The organism is Salinibacter sp. 10B (assembly GCF_002954405.1).
GTDB lineage: Bacteria > Bacteroidota > Rhodothermia > Rhodothermales > Salinibacteraceae > Salinibacter.
Window position 1 is genome coordinate 2,577,645 of the sequence record NZ_MQWC01000004.1, and the last position, 19,188, is coordinate 2,596,832.

Annotated in this window: 16 protein-coding genes; 9 read left to right on the forward strand and 7 right to left on the reverse strand. The window is 61.9% G+C overall.

Annotated elements, in window-relative coordinates:
* Window positions 1-30: 30 nt before the first annotated feature.
* Window positions 31-909 (reverse strand): NmrA family NAD(P)-binding protein, encoded by an 879-nt coding sequence (locus BSZ35_RS10630; RefSeq protein WP_105012413.1) that lies wholly within the window; start codon window positions 907-909, stop codon window positions 31-33.
* A gap of 390 nt (window positions 910-1,299) precedes the next feature.
* Between BSZ35_RS10630 and BSZ35_RS10635 the strand changes: the two genes are divergently transcribed.
* The 3 genes from BSZ35_RS10635 to mnmG all read left to right on the forward strand — a co-directional run bounded on the left by BSZ35_RS10635 (window position 1,300) and on the right by mnmG (window position 4,853).
* On the forward strand, window positions 1,300-1,989 hold the full coding sequence (locus BSZ35_RS10635; RefSeq protein ID WP_146110056.1) for a zinc ribbon domain-containing protein: 690 nt from the start codon (window positions 1,300-1,302) through the stop codon (window positions 1,987-1,989).
* Between the two features lie 95 nt (window positions 1,990-2,084).
* The gene (locus tag BSZ35_RS10640) at window positions 2,085-2,621 is read left to right on the forward strand and encodes a DinB family protein (protein WP_105012414.1); all 537 of its coding nucleotides are present in this window, start codon (window positions 2,085-2,087) and stop codon (window positions 2,619-2,621) included.
* A 234-nt stretch (window positions 2,622-2,855) separates the two neighbouring features.
* On the forward strand, window positions 2,856-4,853 hold the full coding sequence (gene mnmG, locus BSZ35_RS10645) for a tRNA uridine-5-carboxymethylaminomethyl(34) synthesis enzyme MnmG (protein WP_105012415.1): 1,998 nt from the start codon (window positions 2,856-2,858) through the stop codon (window positions 4,851-4,853).
* 71 nt (window positions 4,854-4,924) lie between these two features.
* Here mnmG and BSZ35_RS10650 read toward each other — a convergent pair whose 3' ends face one another.
* On the reverse strand, window positions 4,925-5,599 hold the full coding sequence (locus BSZ35_RS10650) for a hypothetical protein (protein ID WP_105012416.1): 675 nt from the start codon (window positions 5,597-5,599) through the stop codon (window positions 4,925-4,927).
* Window positions 5,600-5,810: 211 nt separating this feature from the next.
* On the opposite strand from BSZ35_RS10650, the gene BSZ35_RS10655 reads away from it, so the two are divergent.
* Window positions 5,811-6,458, forward strand: coding sequence for an RsmG family class I SAM-dependent methyltransferase (locus BSZ35_RS10655; RefSeq protein WP_105012417.1), 648 nt, complete (start codon window positions 5,811-5,813; stop codon window positions 6,456-6,458).
* 83 nt (window positions 6,459-6,541) lie between these two features.
* Here the strand turns inward: BSZ35_RS10655 and BSZ35_RS19250 are convergent, their stop codons facing one another.
* Both BSZ35_RS19250 and BSZ35_RS10665 read right to left on the reverse strand, forming a co-directional pair.
* Window positions 6,542-7,021, reverse strand: a complete 480-nt coding sequence (locus BSZ35_RS19250; RefSeq protein ID WP_146110057.1) for a hypothetical protein — start codon at window positions 7,019-7,021, stop codon at window positions 6,542-6,544.
* Window positions 7,022-7,833: 812 nt separating this feature from the next.
* The gene (locus BSZ35_RS10665) at window positions 7,834-8,328 is read right to left on the reverse strand and encodes a hypothetical protein (RefSeq protein ID WP_146110058.1); all 495 of its coding nucleotides are present in this window, start codon (window positions 8,326-8,328) and stop codon (window positions 7,834-7,836) included.
* A gap of 78 nt (window positions 8,329-8,406) precedes the next feature.
* Here BSZ35_RS10665 and BSZ35_RS10670 point away from each other — a divergent pair, with 78 nt between their 5' ends.
* Window positions 8,407-9,267, forward strand: a complete 861-nt coding sequence (locus BSZ35_RS10670) for an alpha/beta hydrolase (protein WP_105012420.1) — start codon at window positions 8,407-8,409, stop codon at window positions 9,265-9,267.
* A gap of 214 nt (window positions 9,268-9,481) precedes the next feature.
* Here the strand turns inward: BSZ35_RS10670 and mfd are convergent, their stop codons facing one another.
* Window positions 9,482-12,913, reverse strand: coding sequence for a transcription-repair coupling factor (mfd, locus tag BSZ35_RS10675; RefSeq protein ID WP_105012421.1), 3,432 nt, complete (start codon window positions 12,911-12,913; stop codon window positions 9,482-9,484).
* Between the two features lie 541 nt (window positions 12,914-13,454).
* Here mfd and BSZ35_RS10680 point away from each other — a divergent pair.
* The 4 genes from BSZ35_RS10680 to BSZ35_RS10695 all read left to right on the forward strand — a co-directional run bounded on the left by BSZ35_RS10680 (window position 13,455) and on the right by BSZ35_RS10695 (window position 15,514).
* Complete coding sequence (locus BSZ35_RS10680; protein ID WP_105012422.1) at window positions 13,455-14,087, forward strand: class I SAM-dependent methyltransferase; 633 nt, start codon at window positions 13,455-13,457, stop codon at window positions 14,085-14,087.
* Window positions 14,088-14,441: 354 nt separating this feature from the next.
* Window positions 14,442-14,672 carry a hypothetical protein gene (locus BSZ35_RS10685; protein WP_105012423.1) on the forward strand — a complete coding sequence of 77 codons (231 nt, stop codon included), beginning with the start codon at window positions 14,442-14,444 and terminating at the stop codon, window positions 14,670-14,672.
* A 150-nt stretch (window positions 14,673-14,822) separates the two neighbouring features.
* Window positions 14,823-15,140 carry a hypothetical protein gene (locus BSZ35_RS10690; protein WP_105012424.1) on the forward strand — a complete coding sequence of 106 codons (318 nt, stop codon included), beginning with the start codon at window positions 14,823-14,825 and terminating at the stop codon, window positions 15,138-15,140.
* Window positions 15,137-15,514, forward strand: a complete 378-nt coding sequence (locus BSZ35_RS10695; RefSeq protein ID WP_105012425.1) for a HEPN domain-containing protein — start codon at window positions 15,137-15,139, stop codon at window positions 15,512-15,514. The genes BSZ35_RS10690 and BSZ35_RS10695 overlap by 4 nt, the downstream gene beginning before the upstream one ends.
* Window positions 15,515-15,521: 7 nt before the next feature.
* Here the strand turns inward: BSZ35_RS10695 and murQ are convergent, their stop codons facing one another.
* Window positions 15,522-16,451 (reverse strand): N-acetylmuramic acid 6-phosphate etherase, encoded by a 930-nt coding sequence (murQ, locus tag BSZ35_RS10700; RefSeq protein WP_105012426.1) that lies wholly within the window; start codon window positions 16,449-16,451, stop codon window positions 15,522-15,524.
* Window positions 16,452-16,515: 64 nt separating this feature from the next.
* Window positions 16,516-18,963 (reverse strand): CHAT domain-containing tetratricopeptide repeat protein, encoded by a 2,448-nt coding sequence (locus BSZ35_RS10705; protein ID WP_258096189.1) that lies wholly within the window; start codon window positions 18,961-18,963, stop codon window positions 16,516-16,518.
* Between the last annotated feature and the right edge of the window lie 225 nt (window positions 18,964-19,188).

Here is a 19,188-nt window from a genome sequence, read left to right on the forward strand (position 1 = left end):
GAGGGGCGGGGCGTCGGGTGGAAGGGAGGCTTACGTTCGTGCTGGGCGGTGCGCCCACGTCCTCGCGATGCTCTTGACGAACGAGCGGAATGAACGCGGCTCCTCTCCGAGAATCTGTCGGGTTTCCTTCTGCTGCGCCGTCGTGGCGATGAGGCCGCTCTCCTGGAAGCCGGCGTACATGATCCGGAAGTCGTATGCCATCCAGGCGGGGAGCATCGAGCGGCTTTGTGCCTCCCAGGTGTCGAGATCGTTGCCACCGTATGACACGTCGCGGTCCAGGGCATCCCCGTAGATCCGAGCGCAGTCCGGACCGGTGAGCACGTCCGGGCCGGCCAGGGTGTATGTTTTGTTTTCGTGTCCACTCTGCGTGAGGGCATTCACGGCGGCCTTCGCGACGTCGCGGGTGTCTACGCGAGAGAGTCCGACATTGCCAATCGGCTGCGGGTAGAGGCCTTGCGACTCGATCGCCCCCCGGAACCAGTGATCGTTTTGGTAAAAGTTGTTGGGGCGCAGAATCGTATACGTGAGATCCGACTGCTTGAGTGCGCTCTCAATCGTCATTTTGGCCGCAAAGTGCGGTGCGTTGGGGATCGTCTCTGCGTCCTGGACGGAGAGGTAGACCACGTGCTCGACGCCGACACGTTGTGCTTCGTTGAGGGCCGCGAGGCCCTGGTGCAGCTCACTCATGCTGACGGGGTTGAGGAGGAACAGCTTGTCGGTTCCCGCAAAAATGTCATCGTACGTGTTCGGGTCTTCGAGGTCGCCAAGGATGGCGGTCGCGCTCTTTGGCAATTTCTCGGCGTGCTCTTGCGAGCGGGTGAGGACACGGACGGTTTTGTTCTGCTCCAGCAGACCGGAGACGACGTCTTTGCCGACGGTGCCGGTGCCACCGATGATGAGGTAGTTCATGGGCGTAAAGAATAAGGAGGAAGGATACTGGCGGCGAGAGTTTATCCTGATTCACGGTGCACGTGGGGAGGAGATGGTCACGCGCGGGCAACAGGAACGTGCTCTCGGATTCAGACTGGAGGATACGATCCCTGGACGAGTGTGGAGAAGGGAACCGCCTCGTGTGTTGGAACGCCAACGGCAATTCCCCCGATGTGCCACACAGGGCGATGGATTGCACCTGCCCATTTACTGCGCCGTCCCTACTCGACGCGCTCCTAAATAATCTGCGGTCCGTCGAGGACCGGCCGGTGGCGAGCGTGTCGTTGTGCAAGCCCGCCCCATGCTCAGAGGCCCGTGATTGTCTTCATTTCAGCTCCATGTGTTTTGACTTCGGTCGGAGGCCCGGGTATGATGAAAAACGGAAATCCGCTGTTCGGGCAGACCGAACTCCTCTTCTCCGATCAACAGTTTTCTATGGGATCGACACCGCCCCAGCAACCGTCCTCTGACGATGAACTCCAACTCACGAAGCTGGAGACGGCGTTTATCGTCGGGATCGTGGGCTGTCTGCTGTTCGCCACGTGGCAGCTGGGGGACCTGCTGGTGAATGAGGTGCTGGACGGGTGGGTGGGCGACAGCGATCTCCGGGAGGATTTGATCTACTATGGCGTGGCCTTCACGGCCGCCCTCGCGGCTCTCAGCGGGACGACCCGCTCAGCGTTTCAGGTCGGCCGGTTCGGGACTACCGTTACCCGAGCGGTGCTCTGGTATGGCGCCCTGCTGCTCATCACGGCGTCGGGCATGGGTGCGATCGAATACCTGCCCGAAGTGGCGGCGGGACTTGTGGGCGCCGCCATTCTAATCGGGGCTGTGTACATCCTCCAGCAGCGGTACTTTACCCAGGAGCGCATCCTGCGGCGGCGCCTGCGCAACGACGACTGTCCGGACTGCGGGGGGCATCTGCGGGCGGAAGCGCACTTCTGCTCGCACTGCGGACGGCGGGTGGGACGCGACTGCCCAGAGTGCGATGGGTACGTGACCCGTCTCGACACGTACTGCGCCTCTTGCGGCCACGAGTTGGCCGCAGAGTCACGATAGCACCGGATCCCGCCCGGCCCTTGCTCGGTTTCTTCCGAACAAGCGCCGAGAAATTCGCGGCACCGCGCCCTATTTCTGCTCATCGAGTCTGCCCAATGGCCGATTCCGACGCCCTCCGCACCCTCCTCACCACACAACTGGACGCCACCGTGGCCCGCCGCCCGCCCGACGAGATTCTGCGGGCCGTGCCGCCCGAGGCGCGCGGCGTCCAGCCCGACGGCTTGCCTGAGGCCTATTCGCTGTGGCAGATTCTAGAGCACATGCGCATTTGCCAGGCGGACTACCTGGGCTACTGCAAGAATCCGGACTACACCCTTCCGACGTGGCCCGATGACTACTGGCCAGCCTCGGTCGCTCCGCCGAGCGACGCGGCCTGGGAGAAGAGCCTAGCGCGATTTCAAGACGACCTCCAGTCTGTAAAGCAGTTCGTCAACGACCCGGACCTCGAGATCGGAGGGCCGATTCCACATGCGGACGGTGTGGCCTACCACGGCACCACCTACGCGTCGGAGATCGGGGCCATCGCCGACCACAACGCTTACCACCTCGGGCAATTCGTGACGGTGCGGCGCCTGCTGGGCGTGTGGCCGCCCGCGGACGTCGACGACCCCGACTGGAAAAACGACCTCTGACTCTGAACCCTTCGTTCGGGCTTCTCGTATCTCGGGCAGGTTGTGAGTTGAGGATTTCGGGTTGTGCGTTTTCTCAACGGGACAACCCATCAGAAGTAATTCGGAATGGGGGCGGGTCTCCGTGGTTTTGGTTTGTCTACCGTGACTACAATCCTCCACTCGCAAACCCCATAACTCACAACCCGGTGCTCTTCCCTCGGTTGGTTTTGTTCTCGGAACGAACGGCTTCTCACCATGCACACCGACTATTTTGAGTACGACGTTATTGTCGTGGGCGGCGGGCATAGCGGCAGTGAGGCCGCGGCCGCGGCGGCCAACATGGGCGCCGACACGCTGCTCGTCACCATGAAGCTCGCGGACATCGGGCAAATGTCGTGCAATCCGGCCATTGGCGGGATCGGCAAGGGACACATCGCCCGCGAGATCGACGCGCTCGGCGGCATCATGGGCAAGGCCACCGACCGGGCGGGCATCCAGTTTCGGATGCTCAACAAGAGCAAAGGGCCGGCCGTGTGGGGGCCGCGCGCGCAATGCGGTCGACGGGCCTATGCTCGCGCCATTCGGGAAGAACTGGAGGCGATCGAGAACCTCCGGATGCGGTCGGACATGGTGAAGGAGATCCTGACCGACGACGCCGGGGAGACGGTGACCGGCGTCCGCACGAATCTCGGGAAGGAATTTCGCGCGCCCTGCGTGATTCTCACGACGGGCACGTTCTCGAACGGCGTCATCCACGTGGGCGAGAAGAACTTCGGCGGGGGGCGCATTGGCGAAAGTGCCTCGCACGGCATCACCGGTTGCCTGCACGACCTCGGCTTCGAGAGCGGGCGGCTCAAGACGGGCACGCCGCCCCGCATCGATGGCCGCTCCATCGACTACAGCGGGATGGAGAAGCAGCCGGCCGACCCGGACGCCACGGCGTTTTCGTTCCTGACCGACGACCTGCCGCCGGTCGACGAGCAGCTCTGCTGCTGGCTTACGGACACGACGCCGGAGACGCACGAGGTGCTGCGCACCGGCTTCGACCGAAGTCCGATGTTCTCGGGGCGAATTGAGGCCGAAGGTCCGCGCTACTGCCCGTCCATTGAGGACAAGATCGACCGCTTTTCGGAGAAGGACCACCACCAGCTCTTCATTGAGCCCGAGGGGCGGGACACGCACGAGATCTACCTGAACGGCTTTTCGTCGAGCCTGCCGGAGGAAGTGCAGTTCGAGGCGCTGCGCACCATCCCGGGCCTGGAGAACGCGCACATGCACCGGCCCGGCTACGCCATCGAGTACGACTTCTTCCCCCCGTACCAGATCCAGTACAGCCTGGAGACGAAGTACGTGGACGGCCTCTTCTTTGCCGGACAGATCAACGGCACCACCGGTTACGAGGAGGCGGCGGCCCAGGGCATCATGGCCGGCATCAACGCCGTGCAGAAGCTGCGGAAGGCCGACCCGATCGTGCTGAAGCGGTCGGAGGCCTACATCGGCGTGCTCATCGACGACCTCGTGGCGAAGGGCACCGACGAGCCGTACCGTATGTTCACCAGTCGTGCCGAGCACCGGATCCTGCTGCGCCAGGACAATGCCGACCTCCGCCTCACCGAGCTGGGCCGTAAACTGGGCCTCGCCTCGCAGCAGCGCTACGATCGGATGAAGCAAAAGGAGCAGGCCATCGAAGAGACGCGCGCCGCCCTCGACGACACCAGCGTCTCGCCCGAGCAGGTGGACGACTACCTACAGTCGGTGGGCACGTCCACCCTCAACCAGTCGCGGCCGGTTATCGAGATTTGCAAGCGGCCGGAGGTCGACTCGGAAGACCTCCTGCGTCACGCTGGCATCTACGACGAGGTGGTCACGGAGGCGCCCGGCATGCTCAGCAGTCCGCGTCTCATCGAGATCGACCTCAAATACGAAGGCTACATCGATCGGCAGGAGGACATGGTGGAGGAGATGGAGGAGAAGGAGCGCTGGCCCATCCCGGACGACTTTGAGTACGAGGACCTCGACAACGTCTCGATCGAGGCCCGCGAGAAGCTGAGCAAGGTGGAGCCGGACAATCTGGGCCAAGCCTCCCGCGTCCCGGGCGTTCGGGCATCGGACATTTCCGTGCTCATGGTGCTTCTCAAGAACAAGGGCGTGGAGCCGCTGCCGAAGGAGCGCGATCTGGATCTCGACGCGATGGGTGGGGACGGACAGTCCTTCGGCGCGTCCCGCGAGCAGGCGGTAGAGGTGTCTGGGTGAGCCCGGCACTGCCGGCGGCCCGGTGTTTTCGGAGTCGTTCGCGCCGGGGCCCGTTCGTGAAAAGGGGCGGACTATGAGCTCCACAGATAGAAGAGGAGGCCGCCCAGCACCAAGAGGCCGCCCACGACCATGAATCCCCAATTCGACTCGGCGGCTGGCTGAGCAGCGGCCTCGGACGTGTCCCGCTGGGTCGTCGTGTCGGGGGCGGTGGGCACAGTAGTGGGCGCGTCCGCTGCGGCCGTGTCGCGCGGGGAGGGAGTCGATGAGGAGGAAGCAGAGTCACTCTCGCTGCGGTGTTCTTGCAGGGATCGTCTTGCCAGGAGCTCCTGCTCCGACGGCGTCTCCTGGGCCCGGTCTCTCGTTTGGGCACGAGAGGGCTGCACGCCGCGAAGCGTTGAGAGGCGGGCGAGGTCAGGAATCTTTGCGATGGGAAGCCGACCGGAGACGATTCGTCCCGCTACCGCTGCCTCTGTGAGGCCGAGTGCTTCGAGATCCGTTTTGAGGGCCTTTGGATCCGCCGTTGCAATTGCATCGATCGTAACGCGTCCGTCCCGGATCTGCATTTGCGACTCGCTGTCGTCCCCACTTTGAATGCCGTTCGTTTCCTTTGCCCGGGATCGATGGTACAAGAGCAGAAGATCCATTCCGGCCTTGGCCAGCGGTCCGTCCTTCCCTTCCAGGTCGGCTCCGTGGAAGTCCCGGAGGGCGTGCCGTCGAATGCTATCAGGAGACTGAGCGTGCGTCACGGGGACGAGCAGGATCGTAAGACATAGTGTGAGAAGAACACCGAGTGCGGCAGAGCGTCCTCGGGGCCGTCTGGCTGGGCTTTGCATGGTCGGCGATCGGTTGGAGGGAGGAGGGAGACAAAAGAGGGACGGCTTGTGATACAGCGCAAACGCGTATTTTATGGTATCTTTTTGAAATGTATTGTTTTGATGGACAAGGTGAAGAGGTAAAATGCAAGAGCTGACTGGTATCTCCTTCATTGATCTTACCGACGATCAGCATCAGCAGCTGGAGGCATTCGAGGAGCAACTGCTCCGCTTCAACCAGCGCGTCAACCTGATCTCGGCGGAGAGCGAGCATCATTTTCGGACGCAGCACCTGCTGCACTGCCTCACGCTCACCCGTCGCGATTTTCCCGATGGGTGTACGATTGTGGACTGGGGAACGGGCGGCGGGCTGCCGGCGATTCCCTTGGCGATTTGCTACCCGGAGGTGACGGTCGTCGGTGTGGACTCGGTGGGAAAGAAGGGACGGGCCGTGCGAACGATCGCCCGGCGGCTCGGGCTCGACAACTGCTATTCCTGGACGGGAAGGGCGGAGGACTGGGACGGGGAGGCGCACTACTCGGTGTCGCGCGCCACGGCGCCGCTGGGGGAGCTCTGGCAGTGGCATCGGCGGATCGCAATCGACCTGGAGGGGACGCCCGGCGACGGTGAATGGCAGCAGGGACTGCTTGCGCTCAAGGGCGGGAACCTGAGCGGGGAGATCGAGGCGCTCCGAGCAGCAGATTCAGCCGTAGAGGTCGAGCGGTTTTCGCTGGAGTCGCTGCTCGGGCGGAATGAGTTCTTTGGAGAGAAAGAAATTGTGGCAATAGGGTAAGGGACCTTTGCGGTCTTGCTATACGGCCTCCATCGTCTGGAAACTGCGACTGGGCGAAGCCAAATATCCAAGATCGAGCTCAGTTAGTCAGAACCTTCCAATTTCGCTTCTTTATCCCCGGATGATACTTCAAGGACTAGCCCTATACCAATTATAGAAGCACTACCTAATAGAGCAACTGCCAGTGAATATAGAGCATTATGATATATCGAATTGAGAGCAGTGGGTTTGTTGAATATGTAAAAATCACCCAATACAGTAAATAAAAGATGTAAGACTGTGAAAAAAGCAACCCCCCCGATGAAGGCCTTCTGGTATTTTTTCCACCGGTCGGGGCCCACCGGAGGACTGTTTAGGCCGACGGCAGACGGTGCTATCTGGGCGATAATGCCGATCCATGGCGGAGAAAAAATGGCAGAAAATACAACCGAAAAGGCTAACTTAACACGGAAGTTAACAAAAAAGCCGAATTGAAATTTCAGAAATAGATAAAATGATAGGAGGAAAAGTGAAAAGACTGATATCCAAGTCGCGAAAACAGGAAGGCCAGAAAGTCTTTTCATGGTGGTAAACGCATAATTTGAAAAATCCACCGGGGCATGCCACTAGGTAAACGACACGCCCCGGCAACTTATGTGCTATCGAGGCTGTCATGCTCATCGAGCGTTGTTGCCACCGTCATGATAGACGTTTGACTGCTCGTTGTATACAGCACACCCTCAACCAAGCGAACCTCCTCAACCGGCCTGTTAGAAAAGGGCTTTACAAAATAAAGCTGACCTGATGCGTCGTGTCGCACGACCCTAAAGTTGCAGAGCCAGAAATGCCAGCGTGGCTTTATGGGAGAATGGAGTATCCATTATGGTCGCGTACATTTGGGCTTGTGATGATGGTGGCCCAAATACCCCCGAAGAGGCCTTTTATGTCAGCCGAATATAAGCTAAGCCAGGTCTGAAGTGGTTTTGAAATATTTTGTGTGGGGCACCCAACATCGAGTTAGCTATTTTAAAATAAGGCAATATTTAAGGGGTCGTACGCTTTGTACACGCTTGCTGGTCGTTTTTCGTCTGAGTTTCTGATATCTATCTATAATATCCAAGCCCCCAGTCTTATCGTCTGAGGGTAGGGGACTGGTACTTACACACTAGCTTGGCCTTCGTGTGACGACGGGTGCCTTGCACTCGGAGGGGGATTGTCTCATCAGTAGCGCAGATCTGAATAGTGAGATCGAGGAGCTTCGAGGCGGAGAAACGGACGTGGGTCTTCAGTGTCTTTCTCTTGAGTCGGTACTGGGCCGGCAGGGGTTCTTCGGAGAGAAGGAGATTTTGGCCGTTCGTATTGCGTAATTCATATTGCGTATTTGGCGGGTTGCGCGTCAATTCAGCGTCCTGCGCACTCCCTTCTGATCCCCACCGGTCTGCGTCGTCTCTCTGAGTACGGTGGCGAGTTGGTCCGGCTCGTCCGTTCCAATTCGAATGACATTCCCGTCGCTCGTCTCGATCTCGACGGCGTCAAGTCCCGATACGTTGTAGATCCATTCATCCACCAGCATCCGAATGCCCCATCCGTGTAGGGGGGAATTCCGTACGCGCTCGACCCGCTCGATGGAAGAGAGGGGGAGCGTATTTCGCCAAAAACGGGGACCGAAGTACCAGATCAGCGCGTCCTCGGTGACCCGCACGGTCAGGCTGCAAAAGGGCAACGCCCCTACGCTCACAGCTCCAATGATGAGCCAAAACCCGATCCCGGGCGATTCCACGAGCACCAGAGCCGGGACCACGCCCAGCACCCCGACTCCCAGCACTGCTCCGAGGATGACGTATCCGACTTGCGTGTGCTCGTACTCTTCGTTCATGTCGTCTGACATCATCGGGTGGGAAGGCGACCGACCATCCCTTTCCCCGATCCGTATGGTTCTTTCGTGTTTCGATCGTCGTTCCTCCGTATCATGCGCCGTACCATGATCAACACCGCACTTGCCATTGCTGTTGGCTACGGGGCCATCGTCGGGCTCGCGTTTGCCTTTCAGGACCAGCTCCTCTTCCAGCCCAGCAGTCGCCTACTGGCCACGCCCGATGAGGCGGGGATGGACTACGAAACGGTTCACGTGAGCACGGAGGACGGCGAGACGCTCCACGGCTGGTGGATTCCGGCAGCCGACACTTCACGTGAAACGAGCCCTGGCGAGTTCGCGAAGCAAACGCTCCTCTTTTTCCACGGCAATGCGGGCAACATCTCCGGCCGGCTGGAGAGCGTGCAACAGTTTCACCGCCTGGGCCTCAACGTGTTGATCGTCGACTATCGGGGATATGGGCAGAGCACGGGCTCGCCGTCGGAGGAGGGAATTTACCGCGACGCGGAGGCCTGTTGGGAATATCTTACAGAGGCGCAAAACCTTGTGCCCCAAGAGATTATCGTCTTCGGACGATCGATGGGCGGCGGGCCGGCGACGTGGCTGGCGGCGCGGCTCTCACCGGGGGCCGTCATTCTAGAGTCGGTCTTTACGAACGTGCCGGACATTGGGGCGCACCACTACTCGTTTCTGCCGGTGCGCGCCCTTGCCACGAACCAGTTCGACAACGAATCGCGGGTAGCGGAGATCGACGCGCCCAAGCTCCACATCCACAGTCGGGAAGATCGCGTCGTGCCGTTTGAGCTGGGACGGCAGGTGTACGAGGCCGCTGCCGAGCCGAAGCAGTTCCTGGAGATCCAGGGTGGACACAACGACGGATTTCTCGTGTCGGCGGAGACGTACCTTCGGACGATCGACGACTTTCTGGCGGAGCATCTGGATTCGGGGAAGAAGTAAAGTGCACGGGGGCGTGGGGGAGAGTGGGCGAAGGGGCGAGAGAGCGCTCGGGTGCAAAACGTTCGTCCAGGATCGCTGCGGGCGGGAGTCTGATTTGTCTGTAGATCGTTCGCGCGGAGATCCTGATGCATGTGCCCCTCAGTCATCCTCACTCTCGACGCCCACGCACTCCACGTCCGCGCCCTTGCCCCCCACGCTCTCCACTCCCACGCGCTTACGCTTCTACCGTCGCCACCGTCGCGGTCTCCTCCAGCAGCAGGTCCTCCATCACGTGAAGCGCGTCGTTGAGCGTGGACACGTCCTGCACGATGGCTCGCATGAGGCCGCCCTCCACGTCGTCCTTCATCACGTACTCGCGGTCCAGAAGGGAGAGCTTCTCCAGCAGCGGGTGGAAGACCTCCTCGTAGAAGTAAGGATCGGCGTTCTCGCTGGGGAGGTAGAGGAAGAGCCGCTCGTTCTTGTAGACCACCTTCGGCATGCGCAGCCGCTCGCCGAGGAGGCGGAGCTGGGCACCGGTGAGCAGATTTTCGACCGGGTCCGGGACATCCCCGAAGCGGTCCTCGAGCTCGTCCAGCAGGTCCACGAGCGTCGTCTCGTCCGGCGCGTCGCTGATGCGGCGGTAGAGGTTGAGGCGCTCGGTGTTGTCGCGCACGTACTCGTCGGGAATGTAGGCGTCCTCCTCCACGTCGACGGAGGTCTCGGGCCCCGGCGGCACGGCCTCGCCGTCGAATACCTCTTCGAACTCCTCTTCCCGCAGCTCCTTCATCGCCTGGTCGAGGATCTTGTGGTACATCTCGTAGCCCACGTCCTCCACGAAGCCGCTCTGCTCGGCGCCCAGCAGCGAGCCGGCCCCGCGGATGTCGAGGTCCCGCATCGCAATGTCGAAGCCGCTGCCGAGGTCCGAGAACTGTTCCACGGCCTTGAGCCGCTCGCGGGCGTCGTCGGTGAGACTGTGGATGGAGGGCACCAGGAGGTAGCAGAAGGCCTTCCGCTGCGACCGGCCCACCCGGCCCCGCAACTGATGCAGTTCCGAGAGCCCGAAGTGCGAGCCCGCGTGGTTGATGATCATCGTGTTGGCGTTGGAGATGTCGACGCCGTTCTCGATGATCGAGGTGGAGACGAGCACGTCCAGCTTTTCGGTGAGGAAATCGACCATAACGTCTTCGAGCTCGCTCGCGCTCATCTGGCCGTGGCCCACGCCGACGCGCACGTCGGGCACCATCGCCCGCACCATTTCCGCCACCTCGTTGATCGTCTTCACCCGGTTGTGGATGAAGAAGACCTGCCCGCCGCGGCTCGTCTCGTAGACGATGGCGTCGCGGATCAGGTCCTGGTCGAAGGTGTGGATCTCGGTGTTGATGGGCTGCCGGTTCGGCGGCGGCGTCTTGATGAGCGAGAGGTCCCGTGCGCCGAGGAGGGAGAACTGCAGCGTCCGGGGGATCGGCGTGGCGGTGAGGGTGAGCGTGTCGATGGAGGCCCGCATCTTCCGGAGCTTCTCTTTCGTCTTTACGCCGAAGCGCTGCTCCTCGTCAATGATGAGCAGGCCGAGGTCGTCGAACTCAATGTCGTCGGAGGTGATGCGGTGCGTGCCGATGATAACGTCAACCTGGCCCTTCTCCAGCTTCTTGAGCACCTCCGTCTGCTCCGCCTGCGTGCGGAAGCGGGACAGCACTTCCACGTTCACGGGAAAGCGCTCCAGGCGACGACTGAATGTCTCGTGGTGCTGCTGGGCAAGGATGGTGGTGGGCACGAGCATAGCGACCTGCTTGCCGTCCTGCACGGCCTTAAACGCGGCGCGCACGGCCACCTCGGTCTTGCCGAAGCCCACGTCGCCGCACACGAGCCGGTCCATCGGCACCGGCTCCTCCATGTCACGTTTCACAGCCTCGGCGGCCTCGGCCTGGTCGGGCGTGTCCTCAAACTCAAAACTCGCCTCCATCTCGCGCTGCCACGTGGTGTCGCTGGAGAAGGCGTATCCGTCCGACGCCTTCCGCTTCGCGTAGAGCTTGATGAGGTCGCGCGCAATGTCTTTGACCTTGCTCTTCGTTCGCTCCTTCGTCTTCTCCCACTGCCCGGAGCCGAGCTTGGTGAGGGTGGGCGAGTGGCCCTCCTTGCCGGTGTACTTGTTGAGCTTGTGGAGGGCGTTGACGTTGACGTAGAGGATGTCATTGTCGGCGAAGTTGAGGCGCACGGCCTCCTGCTGCTTGTCGCGCACCGTGATCTGCTTCAGGCCCGCGAACTTGCCGATGCCGTGATCGACGTGCACCACAAAGTCGCCCGGCGTCAGATTCTTGATGTCGCGGAGGCTCATGCCGCCGCTGTACTTCTTCCGCTTCTTGGTGGAGGGGCGGTGGTAGCGGTTAAAGATCTGGTGGTCGGTGTAGACCGCGAGGCTGGCCGCGGGCAACTCGAACCCCTCGTGTAGCGACTCTACCACGAGCCGTGCCCAGCCGTGATCGATCTCCGACTCCAGCAGGTCGCGGAGGCGGGAGCTTTGCCCGTGACTGTCGCAGAGAATGAACGTGTCGAGGTCTCGATCGCCATTCTCTTGCAGCCGGTCGCGCACCACGTCCATGTCGCTGTTGAACGACGGCTGCGGATCGGCCTCCAGGTCGAGGGTCTCCTTCGGCGTCCCGTTGGTTTGCGTGCTGGCAGCAAACGTGCCGAAGAGGAGGCGCGGGTGTCGGTCGAGCGCCGCGGCAAAGTGCTCCCCATCGAGAAAGCGCTCGTCCGGCGGCGTCAGGTCGTCGGGCGATTCCTCCGCATCCTCGTCCTCCGACAGCTCTTCTTTTCGATCCTCGTATGCCTCCACCGCCTCATCGTACTGTGCCTGCGCGCCCTCGCGGAGCTGCGTTTCGTCGACTGTGGCGAGGATCACGTCTTCGGGCAGGTACTCGAAGAGCGGGATCGATCCCCGGGCCGCATTCTCGCGCTCCAGGTTGGGCACGAGACGGGCGGTGGTGAGACGGCTCACCGAGCGCTGCGTCTCCGGGTCGAATTCGCGCAACCCGTCGATCTCGTCCCCGAAGAAGTCGACGCGCACCGGGTAGCTTCCGGCATAGGGAAAGACGTCGAGGATGCCGCCGCGCCGCGCCAACTGCCCGGGCTCGTCCACGAACTCCACCGGCGAGAACCCCTGATCCACGAGCCGCTCAACGAGAGCGTCCATCGAGATTTCCTCGCCCGTTTCGACCGTGAGCGTCTCGTTCTGCACAGCCTCCGGTGGCGGCACGAGCTCGCCCACCGCATCCACGCTCGTCACGAGCAGTCCCGTAAAGCCCTCCGCCAGCCGCTGCAGCGCATCGGCCCGCTCGATGAGGGGCGTCGAGTCGGACATCTGCTCTGGGTCGTACGGCGTTTTCCGCGTCGCGGGCACCCGAAGAATGTCCTCCTCCGGGTCGGTCACCAGTTGCTCTAAGTCGCTCTGCAGGTAGGCCGCCGCGTCCTCGTCCGGCACGAGGCAGCAGAGGGGCGCGCCGGGCGTCTTGTGAATGTGGTAGAGGAGGAAGGCCGGGAGGGAGCCGGCGGCGCCCGTTACGTGCAACACTGGAGAATCGCTACCATCGACGGCGTCGCTCGCCCATGCGCGGAGGCGGCTGACGGCCGCGGTCGTCTCGATGCGATTGGCAATGGAGGAGAGAGACACAGGCGGTTGTGATTCCTGATGTAAGAGAACGTTTTGGATCCGAGTGAGCAGACTTCGCTCGGCGTGCTTCTATCTCTCGTGGAGGGCGTGGGGGGGAGAGGGCGAGTGGGCGAAGGGGGGGACGATTCCTCTTTTGCTGGATTCTGTGCGCCCTATCGCGCACCCTCATTTTTTCTCCCTTTCCCAAGACGCCCAAACACCGAAAGGCCGACGCCCCGATCAGGGTCGGGAACGGCGGCTCTGGAACGAGTCGTACCGGCGGGAGGGACGGATCACTGTCAGCCCCTTTACGAACCCCCGGAAACGGAAGATTCGCCCTGCATGCGCTCTTCGTGGGCCTTTTGGAAGAGTCGCAGATGTTTCACGTGAAACCCCGTTCGCTGTCTGGCAGGACTGCCATTTTGAGAGGGATGCGGCTCCGCGCTGGTTTTGGGAAATGCTGCAGGAACGTGTGGAAGAGAGGGGAAGGGCGAGGGGAGGAGCAATCCTTGAGGGTCGAGGGTTGAAGTATGGCGCTTCTGTCCACAATGCAGAGTCCTAGATGCCTGATTCTTCTATTCGAGACGCCTACGGCCAGTGGGCATCTCAGTATGATCGTGACGAGAACGCCACCCGCGACCTGAACGCAGAGGTACTACGCGAACAGTCATTTCTCCATCCCGACGACGACGTGTTGGAGATCGGCTGCGGGACGGGGTTCAACACCCAGTGGCTTGCGTCGTGCGCCGGGCGGGTGGTGGCGGTAGACTTCTCCGAGGCCATGCTGGAGACGGCGCGGACACGTCTCGAAGAAACGGACGTCGCGCTCTGGCGGCTGGACGTCACGGAGCCCTGGCCGTTTGACGGAGGGCAGTTCGATTGCGTTGTGTCCACGCTCGTCCTCGAACACGTGGAGCGGCTCGGTCCCATCTTTCGGGAGGCTCGACGCGTGCTTCGGAGCGGCGGACGGTTCTACCTCAGCGAGTTGCATCCGTATCGCCAGCTTGGGGGCGCGCAGGCGAACTTCGATCATGAGGCGTCCGGTGAGAACGTCACGATTGACGCGTTCACGCACCCGGTGTCGGAGTTTGTGAACGAGGGAGTGGGCGCTGGATTCACCGTGCGCGAAATGGGCGAGTGGTATGGAACGAACGACGATCTCCCACGACTGATGACGATTCTCTTTGAGAAGTGATCGGGATCGGAGGCTCCGCGCAATAGCACCGATTGTTTCACGTGGAACGTCGTTTCGGGGGATGACAGTCGAGTGGGGAGGGGAGGGTCGTTGTTCCACGTGAAACACTGCGACCCCCGATAGAGCGCCGCTGAGGGTGGTGTTGGATGTTTCACGTGGAACGTAGGGCGGCGCTCATGGTGAAGAGCGGGGTTCTAGATCGAATCTCAAGAGAGGGGGGAGGCGTATGCTGAAACAGTTTGAATGCGTCCAAAGAAGATCCCTGAGATGGCTCCAACTCCTTCAGCACCTCCAGCGACACGGGCAGACGTGCTTGCGATGTGTGTCCGGCGCTTTCGGGCACACTAACGGCTCGTGGCACTGTACGCCACCCATGAGGATCCGTACGAGCCAGAGCAGGGTGGGGAGGATGCCCCGCATGTCATTGTCGTTCTGCAGGGGCCGTACGAACACTGGAAAGAAACGGATGCCGTGACGGACATTCTGGACGAAACGGATTGGGTGGCGCCCGTCACGTCTCACCACGTTGCGAAAGACTCAGCGGTCGCAAAGCGAATGGAGAAGAGGGGGGGGCGTTTTGACTGAGGGGTGCAGCAGGCATGAGCATGTCTTTCCTGGAGAGCACAGTCGTTGGGACAGAGAAGCAAGTTTGAGGAGGCCGGCAGCGTGAAACCGGCACATCAACGGGTGAATAGAAAAGGTCCAGTACAATCCCGCCACAGGTACGTACGGACAATGGAAGCCACTGAACGAGTAGACATTCTCGCGGCCCTTTCTCGCCGATACAGAGAGGCATATGGGGATCGTCTTGAGGCGCTATATGCCCTTCCGAGAAATCCCTTTGAGCCGGAGGAAGAACACGAGGGTAAGAATCTAGACATCGTCGTCGTGCTCCGCGGCGTTGACGACCATTTTGCGGAGACCGATGGGGTCGTGGAGGTGGCAATGGAGATTGAGCGAGAGTATGACTTTGAGTATGGGATTTTTCCCCATCACGCCAGTGAGGACGACGACTTTGTTCGAGTTGCCAGGGAAGAAGGGGTTCGGTTATGACGAGCACAGAATGGATTGAGGCCGCTCGAATTCGACTTCAGGCCGCCACTGCTCTTCTCGAAAATGACTATCCATCGGATGCGCTCACCCGGGCCTACTTTGCCGTCTTTTCGGCGGGAAAGGCACTTCTGCTCAGTCGGGGACTGACGTCCAAAACGCATCGAGGGACGCACACCCTCATTCACAAACATTTGCGGGAGGAGGTCGACACAGCACTGCTCCGTGCCCTCCAGGAAGAACGAGAAGACTGCGATTACCGACTCCTCCAACCGTCCACTTCGAAAGTGAAACGTCGCCTCCAGCAAGTCCAGTCGTTTGTTGAGGATGCCGAGGAGGAAGTGAGGCCCTCTGACGAGGACGACGTTTCCAGGTAGGCCGAGACTACCCCCGTACACCCTCAATCGCCGGCCGCACGAAGCCGTCGGTGTTCTCCAGACGGCGTCGGGCCTCGTCCAGCTCCACATCCGCGAGGATCATCACGATGGCCGTCTTGACGTGCCCGTCGCACTGATCCAGGATCTTGTCCGCCTCGTCGTACCCCACGCCCGTGACCATCATCACGGTGCGGATGCCGCGCTCCACGAGCTTCTCGCTGGTGCGTCGCAGGTCGACCATCATGTTCTCGTAGACCTTGCCGAGCCGCACCATCGAGGCGGTGGTGATCATGTTGAGGACGAGCTTCTGCGCGGTGCCGCTCTTCATGCGCGTCGAGCCCATGAGCACCTCCGGCCCCACAACCGGGCAGATGGCCACGTCGGGGTCCACGTCCAGCTCGTCACGTGGAACGGTCGTCACGAAGAGGGTGGGGCAGCCAATCTCGTCGCGGGCGTGCTCCACGGCGCCTACCACGTAGGGGGTGCGTCCGCTGGAGGCAATGCCGCACACCACGTCGTCCTCGGTGACACCGTGCTCCTCAAGCGCCTCCGCGCCCTTTTCGGGGATGTCCTCCGCGCCCTCCTGCGAGCGGAAGACCGCCGGTTTGCCGCCCGCGATGATGCCCTGCACCATCTCCGGATCGGTGCCGAAGGTCGGCGGGCATTCCGACGCATCCACCACGCCGAGCCGTCCGCTCGTGCCGGCGCCCACGTAGAAAAGCCGTCCGCCGTTCTCGAACGCCTCCACCACGTGCTCCACGGCCGTTGCAATGTGGTCCAACTCCCGCCGCACGGCGATGGGCACGAGGTGATCCTCCGTGTTGATGACGCGCAGGATCTCCTCCACCGAGGCGGTATCGATGTGGGTGGAGTTTGGGTTTCGTTGTTCGGTGGCGAGGGATTGCAGCTGATCGAAGAGGGCGGAGTGCTCGGACATACGCGACCGGACGGCGATTGAGAAAAGGCGTGTACGTGTAAAAAACGAGAGCCCGGGGCGTGCATCAAGAGGAACGGCCGCGGAACCGGTCCCAGTTTGGGAGGCCGCGCCCCCAGACGAAGAGGGACGCCCCGACAAGCAGTCCGATCATAAACAGAAGGGCCCAGGCCCAGAGCGGCAGGAAGGCCTTGGAGTCAAGGGGAAGCGCTGCGGGAGAGCCGTAAAGGACGGGCGGGGCCCAGAAGAAGGGGCTTGCCTTCTGCGGGTGCGCGTCCAGGTAGTCCAGTTGGGCCTTCTGCAGGGCCACGTCCTTCGGGTGTCCGTTCTGGAGGTAGTGATAAAATCCCTCCATGAGTTCCACGCTCGCCTCGTCGGCCACGGGCCAGAGCGTGGAGACGGTTGACTGCGCGCCCATTGCCCGAAAGGCGTACTGGAGTCCCTCCATGCCTTCACCGCCTCGAAGTGTGCCTTTGGCGGTACTGCAGCCGCTCAAGACCACGAGCGGGATCCGGGTCTGCTGCTCCTGCAGTTCGTGCAGGAAGAGAACGCCGTCCGAGCCCGACGTATCCGCCTCTGCGCCGGGGGCGGTGTCGTCCGGGCGGAGGAGAATAGCGTTTTGAAGAGGCGAGGAGGCGTTCACGAACGCGTGGGAGGCCACGTGGAGAATGCCGGCCTGGCGGGCATCCCGGCAGAACGAGCGCTCCGTGGCGTTGTCGTTCAGGGCCAGGCGGGCGTCGGAGACCGAGCGTTTCAGGACATCGAGCTCTCGTTCAACGCCGGGAAGGGGCGGCAGGCGAACTGTGGAGTCCTGCACGGCTTCGGGGAGAGCGGTCCGAAGGGCGGACGGGACGGTCTCGAGGGTGTCGAAGGTGGAGACTCCGTAGGCGGCCAGTTGCGGCTCGTAGGACGTCCAGTCGGTGGCCGACGTGTCCGGAGCGGTGACGAGCGACGGGGCCAGCTCCAGCGAGGTCGCCCGGTCGTGGACGAGGAACCGGGCCTTGGAGGGCGCAAACCGGCCGCCGGGCATCGACGTCACGAGCATTGAAAACGGGAGGTGAAAGAGGGCGCCGTCCGGGATGATCGTCACGGGTCGGTCCTCGGGCAGATGGGAGGAGACCGGTGCGTAGACGGTGTTGTAGAGGCGATGGAGCGGACGAAGGTCAAAGTGGAAGGCATTTACGCGGTCCGGTTTTCCGCGTGCGCTGAACAGGGGAGACACGGATTTGGTGAGGGTGCGCACGGAGTCCTGCGTGAGGCCGGGGAGCGGGACGGTCCGGAGCGTGTCGGGCGTGAGGACGAACGCGGCCGAGCGGGGCGATCGGTCGTACACCGGCCACGGGTCGTCGACGAAGTACGCGACGAGGGCACGGTCCTGTCGGCGGAGCGTGGCGGCAATGGAGTCGAGGGACGGGCGGGTGGAGCGAGAGTCGAGCTGGAGCAGTTGCTGCCGGGCGGCCATGAGCTGTGCCTCCCGGTTTCGAAGCTGGGTCGTCTGCGTGTCGGGGCGAGCGTCCGTGCTGAGTTGATTGCGCACGGTGGTGAGCGCACGGGACAGGCTGTCCAGGCGAAGGCGGGCCGTCGGGGGAAGCTGTTCGGCCACGCGTGCCTGAGTCCGGAGGTCGCGGAGGTGGCGGGCGCGGGCATTGTCGAGGGCGACGAATGCCTCGCGGGTCTGATTCTGGGCAAGAAGGGTGCGCACCAGGCCACGGTGCACGTTGCGCCACTCGGCAAAGGCCGTCATGGACCACTGCGAAGCCGTGAGGGACGTCCGGTACTCCTCAATAACCCCGATGCCACGCCGATAGTATTTTTCCGCTTTGCCCCAGTTGCGCTGCATCTCGTGGAGGCGGCCGAGGGTGCGGAGGATGCGGCGCTGATAGTCGAGGTCGCCGAGTTTCTCGGACAGGGTGAGCGCCCGGCTGAGAGTGGAGTCGGCGCGCGTCCAGCGCTTCGTTTGCACGTGAAGCACGCCGAGCTTGAGGAGGGAGAACGCCTGAAGGCGTACGTTGTCATGTGTCCGGGCGTACTGCCGACCCGTTTCATTTAGACGATACGCCGTCTCGAAATTACCAAGATAGCCCTGGGTTTCCGAAAGGAGGAGAGAGATGCGCGCATGCCGCTCGGTTCCGGAGTCTGCAAGTGCGTGCGCTCGTTGGAACAGTGTGCGAGACCGTTCAACCTTTTTCCGCGAGTACTCAGAGGTCGACAGCTGTAAATCGGCCCGCATCTGATACGTTCGAGCCTGCAGTGCTCTGCGTTCTTCAGGGGGGACGGATTCACTCTGCAGGAGATACTCGGCCTGATCGAAGTAGTGGCGAGCGGAAGCGTAGTCTTGGGTTCGGAGATGTAGAATCCCGACATCGATGAGAAATTGGATTTGCTCGCTCGGTTGTGAGTCGGGCGTCGTCTGGTAGGCCTTTAGGTAGTGCTCAATGGAGGCAGACAGGTCGCCGAGCAGGAAGTGTAGGTATCCCCGATCCTGGTGGAGGGTCGGGAGCCACCGGTCTCGCATGCCATCGATGGAGTCAGCGGGGAAATCCCGGCGGAGATAAGAGACCGCTTGTTCAAATGCCTGAAAGGCGTTGGAGAAATCACGGAGAGCCGCATGCGAGAAGGTCTCCCAGTGCAAAGAACGGACGATGGAGGGAGAAGGAGACTCAGCGCTGGAGGAGAGGGATTGAAGGCACGTCCGAGCCTTTTGCAGCTGCGAAATCGTTGCCCGAAGAGAGTCCCGCGA